This window comes from Rahnella sp. 2050, assembly GCF_040544515.1.
In the GTDB taxonomy this organism is placed as follows: Bacteria; Pseudomonadota; Gammaproteobacteria; order Enterobacterales; family Enterobacteriaceae; genus Rahnella; species Rahnella aceris.
The window spans coordinates 187,640-204,674 of sequence record NZ_JBEPKE010000003.1 but is presented as its reverse complement, the minus strand read 5'-3'; the positions used below and the strand labels follow the sequence as shown (position 1 = coordinate 204,674).

Sequence of the window (17,035 nt, the reverse complement as noted above, 5' to 3'; positions counted from 1 at the left end):
GACCTTAAGTCAGCAAGTCATCGAAGACGCTGGCGCTGATTTTCGTGAGCGTGGCGAACGTGAGTGGCATTCATCAGAGGCTGTTTCCTTTCCTCGTGGCTTGCATGAATAATTTCACCTTGCCACTGGTAAGTCTGAATATCGGGTTGTGTAAGCGGGAGAAAGCATCTCCCGTTTCATCGCCCAGTTTTTTTCAATACCCTGCCCTGCAAACCAGATCTTTCCTTTCCCAGAGTTATTTAATTTATCGATAGCCTCCATTAACGCTGCACTGTTTTTTCGTGGAGCGTTATCGTCAAATAAATTTAGCTGCGCTACTCCATTACTGAAAAAATCAGCCAACATAACGCCAGCCTTCATATATTGATGGCCATCAACCCATATTCTCTTCAGGGAGTTTGTGGCCGAATTTATAATGTCACGAGTATCATTAGAAGGGGTCAGTAGCTTCATGGATGCTTGATTTCCATAGTATGTTTCATTATGTGCGTGTGGGCTGGTATGAAGGAAAACACTAACGAAACGGCAGAACTGGCGCTCACTACGTAGTTTTTCTGATGCTCGCTCAGCATAGTCACAAATGGCTTGATGCATATCCGAATACTGAGTTATGCGGTTGCCAAAAGATCTACTGCAGATGATCTGTTGTTTTTCTGGTGCAAACTCTTCCGGTTCAAGACATTGTTCACCTCGAAGTTCACGAACAGTCCTTTCGAGAACAACATTGAAGTGTTTTCTTATTACCCATAATGAGCTTTCAGCCAGGTCAAGTGCTGTATTAATACCCATTGAATTAAGTTTCTTACTAATTCTCCGACCAATACCCCAGACATCCTCAACAGAGATAATTGCCAGTAGCCTGCGCTGACGTTCAATATTCGATAAGTCGACAATGCCACCAGTGCCACGCCATTTCTTGGCTGCATGGTTAGCTAACTTTGCTAATGTCTTTGTTTGTGCAATACCAACCCCCACAGTTAATCCTGTATTTTTAAATACTCTATTTTTCATTTCATGACCGAAGCAATTTAGGGGCATGCAATTTATTACCCCAGATAAATTAACGAAGGCTTCGTCTATTGAGTAAACTTCGATCGAAGGAGACATTTCAGTTAGCGTCTGCATAACTCGCTCACTTAGATCGGCATAAAGTGCATAATTAGAACTGAATACATAAACCCTGGAGCTATATGTATTGTTTTTTATTTTAAAAAATGGCTCACCCATTTTAATACCAAGGGATTTTGCCTCGGCTGAGCGAGAAATAATACAGCCATCGTTATTGGAAACGACGACAACAGGCTTCCCCTGCAAGTCTGGCCGAAAAACAGTTTCGCAAGAAGTATAAAAACTATTTACGTCGATGAGAGCGAACATAATTATTTATGCGCCTTAATACTAAAAATGACCACTCCGAATATTTCTAATTCTTCTGCATTTTGAAATGAAATCGAAGAATAATCATCGTTGTGAGGTACTAGCTGTAGATAAGGATGAGTACGAAGTTCTTTCACGGTGAATTCACCTGAAACAGCAGCAATAACAATATCGCCATGTACGGCTGAAAGCGAGCGATCCACCACTAAAAGATCCCCATCACTGATGCCGGCGCCATGCATAGACTCCCCGCTAACTTTTATGAAGTAAGTGGCACTCGGATGTCTTATCAGCAATTTGTTGAGATCCAGTCTGTCCTCGACATAGTCCTGCGCTGGGCTCGGAAAGCCACAGGGCACTTTCTCAGAGAAGAGAGGAAGCATGACTGGTTGAGAAGCCTCAGTTGGTCGAATGAGCTGCATGATGTTGATTCCGATATACTGTGTTTATATACAGTATTGCTGAATGCAGCTAAGGATCAAGAAACTTGTGAAGCGATTCCTGAAAGTGCTTGAAGTGTCTGTTAATTTAGTTTGTGTGGTATCCAATATAGTTTTGTTGCCTGACTTAAACCCAGTTCAGCGAAACCGTAGCACTCTGACGGTAAGTCACCTCGGTCCCTGCTCTTCGATGAAGAACTGGCTTTCGGCACGTAATAAGAATGCAATTCAGTCCACACAGTTCTGATTCAGGATCCATGATGAGACAGTCCTGAGCGCCCCGGGCGAATATGAGTATCTCCCTGACAGCAGAAAAAGTCCCTGTTTCCACAAAGGCCACTGAGAAGCAAGTTGATAATCAAACCATTCGCTTCGTAAAAGTCCGTGAGTTGCCCCCGGCAACTGCCTGATACAGCGGGGAGTGCCCGCTGGTAGTGCTTTGGCCCAGACCGTGGCTGTTTCATCAGCGTCTACATTCCGGTCATCCTGGCCCATCAGAATTAATACCGGAGTATGTGTACCGGAAATATCTTTCGTCGCATCAGCCAGAGAATTCCTGCGTTCGAAGTCCTGGCGCGTACATTGGGAGTGGCAGGGGAGAACCGCTGCTTCTTCTGTAAACTGGCGGTCAAAAGCCACGGCTTCATGTTTTTTAGCATCCTGAATATCATTCAGGGAGCGACCTTCGACTTTAAGTCGTTGCCCTGTATAGTATATGCCCTGATTACGCCAGTTTATCGCCGCACCTATCAGCACAACAAACTCAGTTGTTGTCAGTTGGCTCGCCTGCGGTACAACCCAACCTGCCTGCGAGAACCCAAGATAACCTCCGCGACTTTTTTTCAGTTCCGGCTGTTCTCTCAGTTTTTTTAACGCCAAAACCGCCTCCTCTGCGCGATCTGACATTGTCTGTGCCAGCCAGTTACCTGTACTTTTATCCACACCAGGTTTATCCCATGAAAAAACGGCAATTCCCTGTGAGACAAGGAATTTAACCAATGGAATATATCCACCTTCTGACCAGCGGTCCTGAGGTCCGTCTCCATGAACTAAAAGCACAAACGGAGGAGAAACCTTACCTGGAGGCATAATCAACGTCCCCACCAGAACATCGTTATTATGCTTAAAAGATATAGAACGTTGTTGCCCGTACCCTGAAAGATCGAAATCATATAATCGGCTAAGCAAAAAAATAATGAGAACGACAATCATAATTGAAAATGACACAATATATTTAATCATGTATAGCTCTTTATAATTTATAAAATTAAATATCAGCCGACTTTTTTAATACTTTATAGAACAGGATGTCAATGACTTAAAATTCGAAGCTCCTGACAGTAATAATCTTGGTGCTGCTGTGGGCGTTAACTTCCACTTCAGGGATGAACAAATGGAAATTAAGTGAGATTTACCAACAGTAACTGGCGGAGCTTCACCGCTATTTATCCTTAAAGCGCATCGCCAGCCACTGAGCATGCTGCTGCGTCACCAACAGTTGATCATCTTGCTCGCGCCACTGAATATCCCCCTGGCTAAGACAGCGCCTGAGCTGCTCCAGTGATGCTACCTGGAAACAGAGCGCCACCATTTTCGCCGGTGCCTGCGCAGCGACAGGCGGAAGCGCGAATTCCAGACGTGCTTGTTGATGAGTGATAATACGCAGGCAGCAGGTCCCTGAATCAAGCACATAACCACCGTTGGCCTCCGCGCGGGCCTCCACACTGAACAACTGGTGATACAGCGCCAGCGTCTGTTCAGGTTGAGGCGAGGCAATAACGAAGGCAGACAGCGCTTGCACGCCATTAGGATGTACCCGCCAGGCGGGCTGCCAAACGGCCTGCGGCGTTTGATGTTCGCAGAAAAAACTGAAGCCGTATGCCAGGGCGCTGGCGCGGATCCGCGAGATGCAGAACCGGGCCTCAGTCTGGCTGCCGTCCGGCAATATCACCGGGCGTGAGAAGCGGGTCGGCGGTTCGCCATCGAGTTGACATTGCCGGAGGTGCTGCCATACCGCATGCGCATCCCGGGTTTTCCAGACCAGTCCGGCAAGGCCTGGCGCAACGTTCCACAATCCTCGCGAGTCTGTCTGACTGGCAGGCTCATAACCTAAAAGTTCCAGATAGTTATCTGCAAAGACGGCCAGATGGTTACTGGAGCCCATCGAATGGTGCCCCCGTGTACTGAGCTGAAATCCCATCCGCTGGAACAGGCCTTGCGCCTGATCCAGTTCTTCATCGACATTAATCACCGCGTGATCGATAACCGGGGTAATCGGCATGGTGTCTTCCTTCTGTTCTTTTTACTGATCCTGTCAGGCGGCACGACCGCCAAAATAGAGTTCGCGCATACGGGGGTCGTGTAGCAGGTCCTGCGCGCTGCCCTCCATCGCCACTTTCCCCAGCGCCAGAACATAGACCCGGTCGGAAATGTGCAGTGCCTCCATAGCATTCTGCTCGACCATTAAAATGGTCACTTTTTCCTGGCGGCGAATGGTTTGTATGGCGCTAAAAACTTCCGTAAGCATTTTCGGTGACAGCCCGGCCGAAGGTTCATCGAGCAGCAGTACTGCGGGTTCAGGCATCAGAGCCCTTGCCAGCGCGAGGATTTGTCGCTCGCCGCCGGAAAGCGCTGACGCGGGTGATTGCCATTTTTTATGTAACACCGGGTAATTTTCCGCCAGTTGCGCCATTCGCTGCTTACGTTGGCCTGGCGGTAAAAATTGTCCCCCGGTTTGTAGATTTTCTGCCACGGTCAGATTGTTGAAGACGTTGTCCAGTTGTGGGACAAACCCGAGTGAGCATTCACGGATTTTCCGGTGCACCGGAATTTTTGCCGTTTCGCATCCATCGATTTCAACCCGTCCTTCGCGCGGGGAGACAAATCCGGCAATCGATTTCAGCAAGGTGGATTTGCCGCAGCCATTTGGCCCCAGCAGCGTCACGATTTCCGCCTGTTCAACATGCAATGAAATACCGTGCAGAATATCAATCCCCGGGGTATAACCGGCGACCACGTTTTCGAGGGTAATCATACGGCCTCCTGCAATGTTGCGGTGCTTTGCCCTAAATAGGCATCCAGTACTTGCTGGTTCTGCGCCAGTTCATCCGGGCGGCAACTGGCGACAATCTGTCCGCGATCCAGCACGATGCAGCGCTGGCACAGGGTGTTTATAAAATGCATATCGTGTTCAATAACCAAAAGTGAAATACCCTGACGGCTCAGGTTGACCAACGTTTCCACCAGCTCCTGGCGTAATTTCGGGTGCACACCGGCCATAGGCTCATCCAGCATCAGCAGCGTCGGTTTACCCATCAGCGCGCAGGCAATACCCAGTAGTTTTTTCTGTCCGCCGGAAAGCGCCGCAGCAGGCAGATCTTTAACTTTGGTTAACAGCAAGGTATCCAGTAATTCGCTGGCGCGGGTCCTGTCTTCCTGTTCGGCTTTACGCCCGGAAGCCAGCCCCAGCAGACCGTTGAATAACCCGTGCTGACGAGTACCGGCAGTCATCACGACTTCCATAACGCTCATCTTTTCCGGCATGACGGGGAGCTGGAAGGTGCGTGCAATGCCAGCCTGGATGATCCGGTGGCTGGGCTGACGAGTAATGGACTGTCCATCGAATGTGATGCTGCCGCCATCCGGCCGGTTAAACCCGGAAATGGTGTTGAGCAGCGTACTTTTACCGGAACCATTCGGCCCCAGCAGGCCAAGAATCTCCCCCTTTTCCAGCGTAAATGATACGGATGTCAGTACCTGGTTGCCGCCAAAGGATTTGCTGATATCAGCCACTTCAAGCAAACGGCTCATGAGAAAGTCCTTAATTTTTCCGGTAACAGACCACCTGGCCGTGTGAGCAGACACAGTAATAAAGCCAGACCCACCAACCCCAGGCGTAGAGCGCCAGTCAGGTCTGAACTGATGTGGAAATAGTCTTTTGCAAAGGGGATAAAGTTATACAGCCCTTCCACCAGCAACACGCCCAGCAACACGCCGCGCACATTGCCAATACCACCGATCATCACCATGCTCCAGATAAGAAAGGTTTCCGACGAAAGCAGGTAATCCGGGCTGACATAATCGGTGTACCAGGCCAGTAACATACCGGCCAGACAGCACATCACAGCACTGCTCATCAACGCCCGGCATTTCAGCCACGGCAGCGCATAGCCCATGCAGATCGCTAACTGAGGTTGCTCGCGCATCAGGCGCAGCGCCCGCCCAAACCGGCTGGCGCCGATACGCAGGCTGGCGAGCGTGGCGACGATGACGCTGAGCAGAATAATGATCGCGAAGATACGCGTATCGGTGACGGTATCACCGGTCGACCAGGGCGAAGACAGGCCGCCAATCCCCTGCGCGCCGCCCGTCAGTGCGTCTTCATTGACGACGGCAATGCGGATGATTTCAGCCAGCGCCAACGTGGCAATGCCCCAGTAGTCCGCCGTTAGCTGACGCCCCAGCAACGCCATCAGTGCGCTGATAACAATGGCACACAGTAACCCGGCCGGGATCACCACCCACAGCGGCAACCCAAAATTGTTTCCCAGACCGACGGCATAAGCGCCGGTTCCGACAAACACAATGTGACCGAAATTCAGCAAACCGGCGTAACCTGCCTGTAAATTCAGGGCAAGCGCGATAATGGCATAGATCCCGGCAAGGCAAAGGATATGCAGTAAAAACTCAGACACGGCGGACCTCCCGGTTAAACAGGCCATAAGGACGCAGTAACAGCGCCAGCAGCAGAATGACAAACGATGAGGCGTTCACCCAGGTCACCGGGATAAACAATAAGTCGCCGCCGAACAGCCAGCTCCAGTCGATGTTGGTCACGAGGGTTTCGGTTGCAGCGATAAGAAGTGCACCAAAAATGGCGCCCATTGGATTTCCCAGCCCGCCGAGAATGGCGGCAGCGAGCACCGGCAACATCAGATCATTGCCCTGGTTGACCCATGCGCTGGCATTCATCGCCAGCATACTGCCTCCCACAGCGGCCAGCATTCCAGCCAACAGGTTGACGGTGTGGATAATTGCGCTGGCATTTAACCCGGAGGCTGCTGCCAGATCCCGGTTACTTGCCAGCGCACGGATAGCGCGACCTTGCGGCGTACGAAACAGCAACAGGCTGAACACCACCACCAGCGAAATCGTGACGCCAAGACCCCAGAGTTCGTCAGAGGAGATTCGGGTGTCCCCAACCTGCAAGAGCGCACCCACAGGCAGGGAATAATTCACCGGGGCCGACCCCTCAACCCCGAGAACCAGTGCGATCAGCACCATCGATACCGCAAGCGATCCGATCATGGCGTTAGCGGTACCGCTTTTCAGCAGTGGCTGATAAACCCAGTGATGCAAAATCATGGACAGCATGCCGCAGACCAATGCAGAAAACACGATTGCCAGAGCCAACGGCATGCCAAGACGAAGCCCGGCGGCGGTGATAAATGAACCGACCATGGCATATTGCATATGAGCGATGTTGGCGAACCGTACCAGCCCGTAAACCAGGCTTAATCCCAGCGCGACCAGCGACAAATCCGCAGTGCGAATCAATGTATCAATCAAAAACTGCAGCATGGTTTTTCCCCGATGATGTAGCGTGAACTGGCAAGATAAAGCGGCTCGTTACCGGGGAACCGGTACGCCATTAAACGCTTTCACTTTCAGGTAGGGCTGAGACATACGCTGGTTATCGGCATCCAGATTTAATGTACCGGTAATGCCGGTAAAGCCAGGCGCAACGGTTTTCATTGCCGCGATCATGGCTGCCGGATCGGCACTGTGCGCTTTGTCGATAGCTGCCGCCGCCAGCATTACGCTATCCCAGGCATAGCTACCGTACACAGAGCGAGGTTTCTCATGGAATTTTTTCTGGTACAGCTCAGCATAATTTACGCCGTGACCACCCGACGTTTTCTGGTCAATACCTGCGACTTCCATACCAACCTGCCCGTTGGTGTACTGCGCCGGGGAACCTTCAACGGCCATGGTTAAATACATGCCATACCAGGGCGTTTTATTCAGACCCAGCTCCCAGGCCTCACGGTTCAGCACAATGGCATCCTGGCCGTAGCTGGTGTAAACGTAGGCTTGCGGATGAGCGCGAGAAATTTGTTCCAGCTCGCGGCGATAAGAAGGCTGACCGCTGGCATAGAGCACTTTGGCGACCACTTTGCCCCCGGCTTTTTCAAACGCGTTGGTGAACTGCTTCGCCATACCCTGACCGTAAGCACCATCCGGGGCGATAAAGGCCACTTTGCTGTAACCGAGCTGGCGCACATCTTCTGCCGAGAAGCTTGCGGAAAGAGAATCCAGGCCAATAACGCTCCAGGAGGTAGCGCCGATTTTGCGGATATCGGTGCTGGTACCGGAAATATTGATGTGCAGCAGATTGTTCTTCACCAGATATTGCCCAACCGGAATGGTGACACCAGAGGAAAAACTGCCCATCACTAAAGGGACATGGTTAACCTGAGTTAACTTACGTACGGCATTCAGGCCTGTAACCGGGCTTTCGGCGGAATCTTCCACGATCACATGTAATGGCTGACCATTAACGCCGCCCTGGGCATTAACCTGTTCAACCGCCAGTTCAATACCACGACGCTGATCTTCACCAATGCTGGCGCTGGTGCCGGTTAAGGGCAAAATTGCACCCATGTTCACATCGGCCTGCGCCGTGCGCGCCAGACCAAACAACGTCATACCTGCCAGTGTTGACAGCATCATGCCTTGCCCGAAACGATTTTTCATGTTGGTTCTCCGGTTTGCTGTTGCCGGCTTCTGAGGCCGGTGTTTTGTCGCCTGCGCAAATGTGCACAAGCCTGCCTGGTAATGCCGAAAAAGAGCGCACTAAAGTGAATATATAAGTGCATACACTTGTGTATTAAGCAAAGACGATGCCAGATAACAGGACGTTCCCGGTATCAAGTGCTTATTTCAGGTTAAACGAATGCAAATTCATGAATAAATACAATGGAATCGAAAATATCTAAAAAACTTTCGTTTTCATTTTTATCATGGCCAATAAAAATATCTGTGTGCATAAGTGAATACACTTTGAATCATTTTAGTGCAATGCTGCCGTAAAATGGTGCGGGGAAAATCCATAAGAATAAATAAGATGAAAAATGCTTATGAATGAGTAATTTTTTAATTAAAGAAAAGTGTATTCACTTTTGTGTTGAGTTGTTTTTTTTGCTGTGCTATCTATAAAAACATTACGTGAAATAATCTTTGCCGCATTTTTATTTTCGTGCTGAGCATGCGGTAAATTAAGGGGATAATGTGGTTATCATAAAAAAGAAATCCCGTAGCGCTGACAGTGTGGAAAAGGTCTACGAGAAAGTGAAAGGCATGGCGATTGATTACTACTTTCGTCCCGGCGAACGGGTGAATGAAGTTGAGCTTGCGGCACAACTGGGGGTCTCGCGTACGCCGGTGCGGGAAGCGCTGAACCGTCTGGCAAAAGACGGCTTTATGAATTTTGTACCCAACCGGGGTTTTTACTCCCGTGACCTGACGCCGGAAGGTGTCCGCGAACTTTATGAGGTGCGAATGGTTATAGAGCAATCGACCTTTCGTTTCGCCTGCCTGCGGGCAACAGATGAAGAGATCGCTACGACCACGGCTATCTGGGAAGAAGTGAGCCAGCATCGCCCGGCGCAAACCGAACAGGATTGGGCGAAGATTGCGGAAATTGATGAGCGTTTCCACATGGAAATAGCCCGTATTTCCCATAATAGTCGGCTCTATGAAATGCTCGATAGTCTGAATTCGCTGAGCCGCTTTTTCCGGCGTATCGATCTCGAAACGCCCGTGCGCAGGAACAATGCCTATGACGAGCATGTCGAAATTATCGCAGCATTACGCCAGCGGAATATCGAAAAAGGCGTGGTGCTGATTGAGCAACATATTTCATTGAGTGCCGAGCACGCGGTTGAAGTCACAAAAGAAGGGCTTGCCAGGATTTATTTTGGGAAGCCCTGAGCCACTCTTTTCATTAGGTCCAAAACGATAATTTAATCAGCTACCAGAGGGCATTACGCGTTCCGGTAATTCATTCACAGCGTCATGCTGCGGCATTGTGCCGGGAAAATGTAGAGGATATATGCGCTCCATTCCCGAAGAGATTATTCAACAGGCGATTATCTGGCGACGTGAGATCCACACGCACCCGGAGATTGGCTTACAAGAATTTCATACTTCCGCGAAAATCAGCAGCCTGCTGCGCCAATATGATCTTGAAGTGCATACCGGCATTGCGGGCACTGGCGTGATGGGTGTTCTTCGCAATGGCGAGGGGCCGTCTATAGCCCTTCGCGCTGATATTGATGCATTACCCATCCAGGAAAACAACGCTGTTGCATGGTGCTCTTCCTCGCCAGGCATGATGCACGCCTGTGGACATGACGGGCATACCGCCATTTTACTGGGGGCGGCGCGCTATCTCAGCCAGACCAGAGCGTTCAACGGGACGGTGTACTTTATTTTTCAGCCTGCGGAAGAGAATGCCGGCGGCGGGCGTTTAATGGTGGAAGAAGGGATCTTTACGCGCTTTCCCGTTTCTGCGGTTTATGCGCTGCACAACTGGCCGGGGCTGCCGGTGGGGCAAGTGGCCGTTAGCACAGGCCCAATGATGGCTTCTCAGGACAATTTTTTTATCACGCTGACTGGCGTGGGATGCCATGCGGCGATGCCGGAAAAAGGGGCCGATCCGGTGCTGGCCGGTGCACACCTGATTACCGCGTTGCAAACGATCATGACGCGCCGACTCTCTCCGCTGGACAGCGTCGTGATCAGCGTGACGCAACTCCAGGCCGGGGAAGCAATAAATGTCGTCCCGCAGACAATGCAATTGTCCGGCACGCTGCGTTGCCTGAGCCAGACGGCCAGAGCGCGCTGCCAGATTCTGATGGCGGAGTATGTCGAACAGCTCGTCGGGCCATTTGGCGTCAGTGGCAGCATTCGCTGGGAATACGGTTACCCGGTAACCGTCAACCATGCGCAACAGGCAAAAATTCTGGCGGATGCCGCACGCCACGTCGAGGGGATCACGCAGGTCCACACACAGTTATCACCCTCAATGGCGGCAGAAGATTTCGCCTATTTTCTGGAAGCCTGTCCGGGCGCTTATTTGTGGCTGGGGGCCGATGGCCCAACGCCGGGCGCGGCATTACATAACCCGCATTATGATTTTAATGACCAACTTATCGCACCTGGCATCGGTCTTTGGGTATCGCTGGTGGAGAGGTCATTGGGTCCTGTTTCTGTTACTTCTGAGGATTAACTATGAGCCATATCCACTTTATTGGTGCTGGTCAAATGACCGAAGCGATTCTGCGCGCAGCCTTAAAACGCGGCGCATTAAACCCGGACGAGGTCAGCTTATCGGATATTGATCCAGAGCGAATTGAAACGCTGAAAGCGCGCTATGAGTTGAGCAATACACAAGATTTGCCAAACGCGCTGGCCGCAGCGGATCACATCGTGATTGGGGTACGTCCGCAGGATAATATTGCTGATGTCGCACAACTGATTAAGCAGTATGCCGCGCCACAGACGTCGGTCATTTCTATTATTGCTGGCGTAACGCTGACCCAGTTGTCTTTGATGCTGGGCGAGTCACGCCCGATTACGCGTATCATCCCGAATACGCTGACGGATACCGGGCTGGGCTACAGCGGCGTGGCGTTTAATGCTTATGTTAACAGCGCGTCCGTAATGCCGTTTCTGGAAAGTTTCGGCAAGGTGATGGTGCTGGAAGAACGGTTGATTGACGTCTTCACCGGTTTTGCTGTCGCTGGTGTCAACTATGTCTATTATTTTGTCGAAGCGCTGGCGGACGCCGGTGTCCTTGCCGGATTAACCCGGACTCAGTCAACACAAGTGGTATGGGAAAACCTGGTGGGCGCGGTTGAAATGCTTAAGTTATCCGGGCGCCATCCGCGCCAGTTGATGGATATTAATAACTCTCCGGCAGGGGTTGGCATTAATGGTTTATATGAGTTGAATAAAATTAATTTCGCCGCTGGTCTGCAAAGCAGCGTTCTGGCTGCGGTACGTCGTACAACGGAGCTTTCTGGTCAAAAATAACACTATTTTTTAACAAGGGTGGTCTATGACAGCAATTTCAACGTGTGGCTGCCATGCTGAAGGATGTAGCTCATCTAAAGTCATCAATGTGCGTGGCAACCCCTGGCGAAGAATTTGATTGACAGATCAGGCCACTTTGCGGCGAAACATCCAGTACGCCGCTGAGCCTGTTATCGCTGCAATCACCAGTAGCGGCCACAGGCTTCCCCATACAATGTCCAGACTCGCATCTTTCAGGTAAATTTGTTTTGTGATGTCCGTGAAGTGCCGGATAGGATTTATCCACGTCAGATTTTGCAACCACACGGGCATGTTCTCTACCGGTGAGACATAGCCGGAAAGCAGAATCGCCGGCATCATAAAGACAAATACGCCAATAAATGCCTGCTGCTGCGTCGAACTAAGTGCAGAAATCAGCAGCCCGAATCCCACCAGCGAAAGCCCGTAAATCAACATGGTGAAGTAGAACAGTAAGACCGAACCAGAGAAGGGGATTTGATAACCCCATATTCCCACACCGAGCACAATAGTGGCCTGCGCAATGGCGACAATCTGCGCGGGTACGGCTTTACCAACAAATATCTGCCAGGTGGCAAGCGGCGACACCAGGAGCTGGTCGAGCGTGCCTTGTTCACGTTCACGAGCAACGGACAGTGAAGTCACAATCATTACGCCGATGGTCGTTATCATGGCGATAAGCGACGGCACCACAAACCATTTGTAGTTCAGGTTTGGGTTATACCAATTGCGTATTACCAGCTCACTGTTATTCGACTTCGGTTGACCAGTCATGAGTTCTAGTTGGTAGTTTTTCACGATTTGCTGCAGGTAATTGGCGGCAATCTGCGCACTGTTCGAGTTACGACCGTCAAGAATAATTTGCAGTTTAGCTGGCTGATTGCTTGCCAAATTTCGCGAGAAATCCGCAGGGAAGTGGATCAGCAGCAGCGCTTTTTGTTTATCGAGGGTTGGCTGGATTTCCTGCGGGCTTTTTAACAGCAGCAGATGGCTAAAAGCTTTGGCGTGTGCAAAACGTTGCGTCAGTTCCACGGAATGGCTGCCATTGTCTTGGTTGTAAATCGCGATGGTGGCGTTAGTGACCTCAAGCGTGGCGGCAAACGGGAACAGAATCACCTGCAACACCACCGGCAAAATCAAAATGGTACGGGTTTGCGGCTCGCGCAGCAGGGATTGCAGTTCTTTGCGAATTAATGTCCAGAGTCGATGATACATAACTTTCCCTTAATCCAGACGACGTTTGGTCTTCAACGCCGTCAGGCCGATAAACATCACTGCCGAGACAATGAGACACAGTACGTTAACTATCAGCACCGTGGAGATATTTCCCGCGAGAAACAGGGTTTGCAGGGTATTCACGAAGTAGCGCGCCGGTATGATATAAGTCACTGCGCGGATAATCGCTGGCATGCTGTCGATCTGGAAGATAAAGCCCGAGAGCATGATGGAAGGTAAAAATGCAGCGTTCAGCGCCACTTGAGCGGCGTTAAACTGGTTGCGAGTGATAGTCGAAATCAGCAGACCCATACCAAGCGTACTGAGCAAAAACAGACTGGTAATCAAAAATAACAGTAGCAGCGAACCGCGATAGGGTACGCCGAGAATAAATACCGAAACCACCATACACAGTAGCATTGCCAGCATGCCGAGCACATAGTAGGGGAGCAACTTGCACAGCAACAACTCGGTACGCGTTATCTGCGTTGAAAGCAGGGCTTCCATAGTGCCTCGTTCCCACTCACGCGCCACGACCAGCGATGTCAGAATGGCACCGATAACCGTCATAATGATGGTTATCGCCCCCGGAATAATGAAATGCTGACTGATAGCAGCAGGGTTAAACCAGTAACGCAGTTGCACATCAATCAGTGGCTCGACGCTTTCACCCCGGCTCTTCGCGCGCTGCTGTTGCCATACCTGCCAGATCCCTTCGACATAGCCCTGCACAAAGTTTGCGGTGTTCGGTTCGCTGCCGTCGGTAATCACCTGAACCGGCGCTGTAGCCCCGGCGCGCGCCATGTTCTGCGCAAAGTCTGTAGGGATAACCACTATGCCGCGGATTTTTCCCGCCTGCATGAGCTGAATCAGTTCTTGGCGGTTATCGCTGATGGTCGGCTGAATGTAGGGCGAAGCGCTGATGGTATGAGCGAAACTCAGCGCTTCTTCGCTTTGCTGTTCCAGCAGAATCCCCACGTGCAGGCGGCTTGAATCCAGGTTGATGCCAAAGCCGAAAATAAAAAGCAGCAGCAGGGGGATCACCACAGCAATCAACCAACTGCTCGGGTCACGCGCAATCTGGCGCGTTTCCTTCACGCAGAGGGCGCGTACTCGCCTCCATGAGACTATTTTATGCTCACTCATGCGTGTGCTCCTTATCCCACTTGTTTATCAGCGTGATAAATGCCTGTTCCATGGTTGGGTCGACCTGCTCGTCGTCTGCCGCCTGCTGTTTGAGATCGTCCGGCGTGCCGCTGGCGATAAGCTTGCCACGATATACCAGCCCGATACGGTCGCAATATTCCGCCTCGTCCATAAAGTGTGTGGTGACCATCACGGTTACACCTTTTTCAACCATGTCGTTGATGTGCAACCAGAATTCGCGCCGTGTAATCGGGTCAACGCCAGACGTGGGTTCATCAAGGAACAGAATATCCGGCTCATGCATCAGTGAGCAGGCCAACGCCAGGCGCTGCTTGAAGCCGAGTGGCAGGGAATCTGTCGGGCTGTTAAATATCGGCTGGAGGTTAAACGCTTCACTCATACGGGAAATTTTGTCGTCCTGCGCCTTGCCGTGCAGCCCGTACACACCTGAGAAGAAACGCAGATTTTGTGCAACCGTCAGGTTGCCGTACAACGAAAACTTCTGTGCCATATATCCCAGATGCTGACGGGCCTTACCGGAGCTGGTTTTCAGATCCATATCCAACACCAGCGCCTTGCCAGAGGTCGGCACTAGCAGCCCGCACATCATTTTAAACGTCGTGGATTTACCCGCGCCGTTCGGCCCAAGCAGCCCGAAGATCTCGCCGCGCTGTACGGTAAAATTGACCTGGTCAGTCGCTGTGAAATCACCAAATTTCTTTGTGAGCTGTTTGGCTTCAATCACCGTTTCTTCGGAACTGCCTTCCACCGTATGCAGTATTTTTCCTAGCGGTGATTCCTTCGTGCCGGTACCCCCCAGCAGTTCGATAAACGCATCTTCAAAACGCGGGACGGTACGCGTTATTTGCTCCAGAGACAGATCCAATGCTTGTGCCAGCTCTTCTATAGTGGCGTCTTTTGCCAGTATCAGACGTACGGAACGCCCCTGGATCACACCGTCGCTCACCTGCGGCAATTTCAGCGCCCGCTGAAGCAGCTTGCGGTTGTTTTCTCCCCCATGACTCACCAGCAGCGAACGCCCGGCCATTTTCTGCGTCAGCTCTTTTGGTGCTCCGTGATACAGCAGCTCGCCTTCGTTCAGCAGCAGCACCTCGCGGCACTGTTCAGCTTCGTCGAGGTACGAAGTACTCCATAGGATCAGCATCCCTTCACCTGCCAGTTCGTGCACCATCTGCCACAGCTCGCGTCGCGAAATGGGGTCTACGCCGACGCCGGGCTCATCGAGCAGCAGAACCTTGGGTTGGCCGACCAGTGTACAGGCGAGGCCTAGCTTCTGCTTCATACCGCCGGAAAGTTTGCCGGCGAGGCGCGAGGTAAAGGGACCGAGGGAAGTAAATTCTAGCAGCCGCGCAAATGTTTTTTTACGTTCCTCGGCCGTCACTCCACGCAGGTCTGCGTACAGAGTGAGATTTTCCATTACCGTCAGATCTTCATACAGCCCGAATTTTTGCGGCATGTACCCTACTACGGCGTGTAGGGCACTGCCATCTTTGATTGGGTCGAGGCCTATGACCTGTGCACTTCCCCCGCTAGGTTTCATCAAGCCTGCCAGCATACGCATTAGCGTGGTTTTCCCTGCGCCGTCAGGCCCCACCAACCCGGTGACTTCCCCCGGGTGGATTTCACATTCGAGGCTTGCTACCGCGGGTTTACCCAGTTCAGGGAAGTTTTTCATCAGCCCCTGTAAGCGGATGATGCCGCTGTCATAGCGGGTCATGCTGGGCACCATTGTTAAAACTTACGGTGACCGGCATACCCTGACGCAGCGAATCGTCGGCATCGGTCACGATAATGCGCAGGCGATAGACCAAATCGGTGCGCAGATCGGGCGTCTCAACCGTTTTAGGGGTGAACTCCGCGGTAGGAGAAACAAAGCCAATTTTGCCGTGATAGGGCTTTTCGGGACGCCCGTCGGTATAAATCTGCACTTCCGTACCCGGCTGTACATTGTAAAGACTCACTTCATTCACATAAGCACGTACCCACACCGGGCGTGTAAGGGAAAGCGTTAATACCGTGCTACCCGCGCTGAGCATGCTCCCTGGTTCAACAGCGCGAGTAAGCAATGTGCCGGCGGATGGGGCGGTAAGCGTGGTGTCCTGTAAATCCAGCTGCGCCTGGGAGAGCTGTGCTTTAGCCTGTTGCAGACTGGCCTGTGCCTGGGCAATCTCTTGTGGGCGGTTACCGTTGTGGTACTGACTGAGCTTATCGCGCGCGGCTTTCAGCGTAGCTTTTGCCTGATCGCTTGATGAACGGGAATTTTCCAGCTCATTTGCAGCAATCATGCGTCTGGCCCACAGCCCTTGTTGGCGCTGGTAAAAATTCTGGGCATAGTCATAGGCAGCCTGCGCCTGATTCACCTGCGCGGCCACCTGGGCAATTTCTTCGTCACGGTAGCCGGCAATAATCAAATCAAATTTCGCTTGTGTCGCTGCAACGTTTGCTTCCGCCTGTTGCAAGGCGTTTTGATACGGGCCTTTGTCCAGTTCCCCGAGCGTTTCCCCAGCCTTGATTGAATCGCCTTCATCGACCTGCAACGTAGCGAGGCGACCACCGACGCGAAAGCTCATGTTCACTGTGCGAATATCCACATTCCCGTAGAGCGTTAATGGCTTTTCCTGCTCGCTTTGATACCACATCCAGCCGCCAAAACAGCTGACCAGCAACGCAATAACAACGAGCACAACCATGGGCTTTTTATTTTTCATGGCACGATCTTC

16 protein-coding genes are annotated in these 17,035 nt (G+C 51.5%); 3 read left to right on the top strand and 13 right to left on the bottom strand.

What is annotated here, in order from left to right; translation table 11 throughout:
* Nucleotides 1–114: 114 nt before the first annotated feature.
* The 9 genes from umuC to ABIC79_RS14465 form a co-directional block, all read right to left on the bottom strand.
* The gene (gene umuC, locus ABIC79_RS14505; RefSeq protein WP_014416677.1) at nt 115–1,377 is read right to left on the bottom strand and encodes a translesion error-prone DNA polymerase V subunit UmuC; all 1,263 of its coding nucleotides are present in this window, start codon (nt 1,375–1,377) and stop codon (nt 115–117) included.
* Between the two features lie 2 nt (nt 1,378–1,379).
* A complete protein-coding gene (gene umuD / locus ABIC79_RS14500; protein WP_013578148.1) occupies nt 1,380–1,799 on the bottom strand; it encodes a translesion error-prone DNA polymerase V autoproteolytic subunit in 420 nt (139 codons plus the stop codon).
* A 246-nt stretch (nt 1,800–2,045) separates the two neighbouring features.
* Complete coding sequence (locus tag ABIC79_RS14495) at nt 2,046–3,059, bottom strand: alpha/beta hydrolase family protein (RefSeq protein ID WP_354567589.1); 1,014 nt, start codon at nt 3,057–3,059, stop codon at nt 2,046–2,048.
* 199 nt (nt 3,060–3,258) lie between these two features.
* The gene (locus ABIC79_RS14490; protein ID WP_014416678.1) at nt 3,259–4,098 is read right to left on the bottom strand and encodes a VOC family protein; all 840 of its coding nucleotides are present in this window, start codon (nt 4,096–4,098) and stop codon (nt 3,259–3,261) included.
* A gap of 33 nt (nt 4,099–4,131) precedes the next feature.
* The gene (locus ABIC79_RS14485) at nt 4,132–4,851 is read right to left on the bottom strand and encodes an ABC transporter ATP-binding protein (protein WP_013578151.1); all 720 of its coding nucleotides are present in this window, start codon (nt 4,849–4,851) and stop codon (nt 4,132–4,134) included.
* Nucleotides 4,848–5,627, bottom strand: coding sequence for an ABC transporter ATP-binding protein (locus tag ABIC79_RS14480; protein ID WP_014416680.1), 780 nt, complete (start codon nt 5,625–5,627; stop codon nt 4,848–4,850). The genes ABIC79_RS14485 and ABIC79_RS14480 overlap by 4 nt, the downstream gene beginning before the upstream one ends.
* Entirely contained in the window at nt 5,624–6,511 is an 888-nt protein-coding gene (locus ABIC79_RS14475) for a branched-chain amino acid ABC transporter permease (protein WP_013578153.1), read from the bottom strand. Before ABIC79_RS14475 ends, ABIC79_RS14480 begins: the two co-directional genes overlap by 4 nt.
* Nucleotides 6,504–7,397: a branched-chain amino acid ABC transporter permease gene (locus ABIC79_RS14470; protein WP_013578154.1), complete on the bottom strand. Its 894-nt coding sequence runs from the start codon at nt 7,395–7,397 to the stop codon at nt 6,504–6,506. Before ABIC79_RS14470 ends, ABIC79_RS14475 begins: the two co-directional genes overlap by 8 nt.
* Before the next feature lie 48 nt (nt 7,398–7,445).
* A complete protein-coding gene (locus tag ABIC79_RS14465) occupies nt 7,446–8,573 on the bottom strand; it encodes an ABC transporter substrate-binding protein (RefSeq protein ID WP_013578155.1) in 1,128 nt (375 codons plus the stop codon).
* Nucleotides 8,574–9,107: 534 nt separating this feature from the next.
* Here ABIC79_RS14465 and ABIC79_RS14460 point away from each other — a divergent pair.
* From ABIC79_RS14460 to ABIC79_RS14450, 3 genes are all read left to right on the top strand, one after another.
* Entirely contained in the window at nt 9,108–9,809 is a 702-nt protein-coding gene (locus tag ABIC79_RS14460) for a GntR family transcriptional regulator (protein WP_013578156.1), read from the top strand.
* 121 nt (nt 9,810–9,930) lie between these two features.
* A complete protein-coding gene (locus ABIC79_RS14455) occupies nt 9,931–11,109 on the top strand; it encodes a M20 aminoacylase family protein (protein WP_013578157.1) in 1,179 nt (392 codons plus the stop codon).
* Between the two features lie 2 nt (nt 11,110–11,111).
* The gene (locus tag ABIC79_RS14450; protein ID WP_014416682.1) at nt 11,112–11,915 is read left to right on the top strand and encodes a pyrroline-5-carboxylate reductase family protein; all 804 of its coding nucleotides are present in this window, start codon (nt 11,112–11,114) and stop codon (nt 11,913–11,915) included.
* 126 nt (nt 11,916–12,041) lie between these two features.
* On the opposite strand, the gene ABIC79_RS14445 is transcribed toward ABIC79_RS14450, so the two are convergent.
* Genes ABIC79_RS14445 through hlyD form a run of 4 tightly spaced genes read right to left on the bottom strand, consistent with a single transcriptional unit; the run spans nt 12,042 to nt 17,023 of the window.
* Complete coding sequence (locus ABIC79_RS14445; RefSeq protein ID WP_013578159.1) at nt 12,042–13,148, bottom strand: ABC transporter permease; 1,107 nt, start codon at nt 13,146–13,148, stop codon at nt 12,042–12,044.
* A gap of 9 nt (nt 13,149–13,157) precedes the next feature.
* Nucleotides 13,158–14,294: an ABC transporter permease gene (locus ABIC79_RS14440; RefSeq protein ID WP_121019901.1), complete on the bottom strand. Its 1,137-nt coding sequence runs from the start codon at nt 14,292–14,294 to the stop codon at nt 13,158–13,160.
* Nucleotides 14,287–16,032, bottom strand: coding sequence for an ATP-binding cassette domain-containing protein (locus ABIC79_RS14435; RefSeq protein WP_013578161.1), 1,746 nt, complete (start codon nt 16,030–16,032; stop codon nt 14,287–14,289). Before ABIC79_RS14435 ends, ABIC79_RS14440 begins: the two co-directional genes overlap by 8 nt.
* The gene (gene hlyD / locus ABIC79_RS14430) at nt 16,019–17,023 is read right to left on the bottom strand and encodes a secretion protein HlyD (protein WP_013578162.1); all 1,005 of its coding nucleotides are present in this window, start codon (nt 17,021–17,023) and stop codon (nt 16,019–16,021) included. Before hlyD ends, ABIC79_RS14435 begins: the two co-directional genes overlap by 14 nt.
* Nucleotides 17,024–17,035 lie beyond the last annotated feature (12 nt).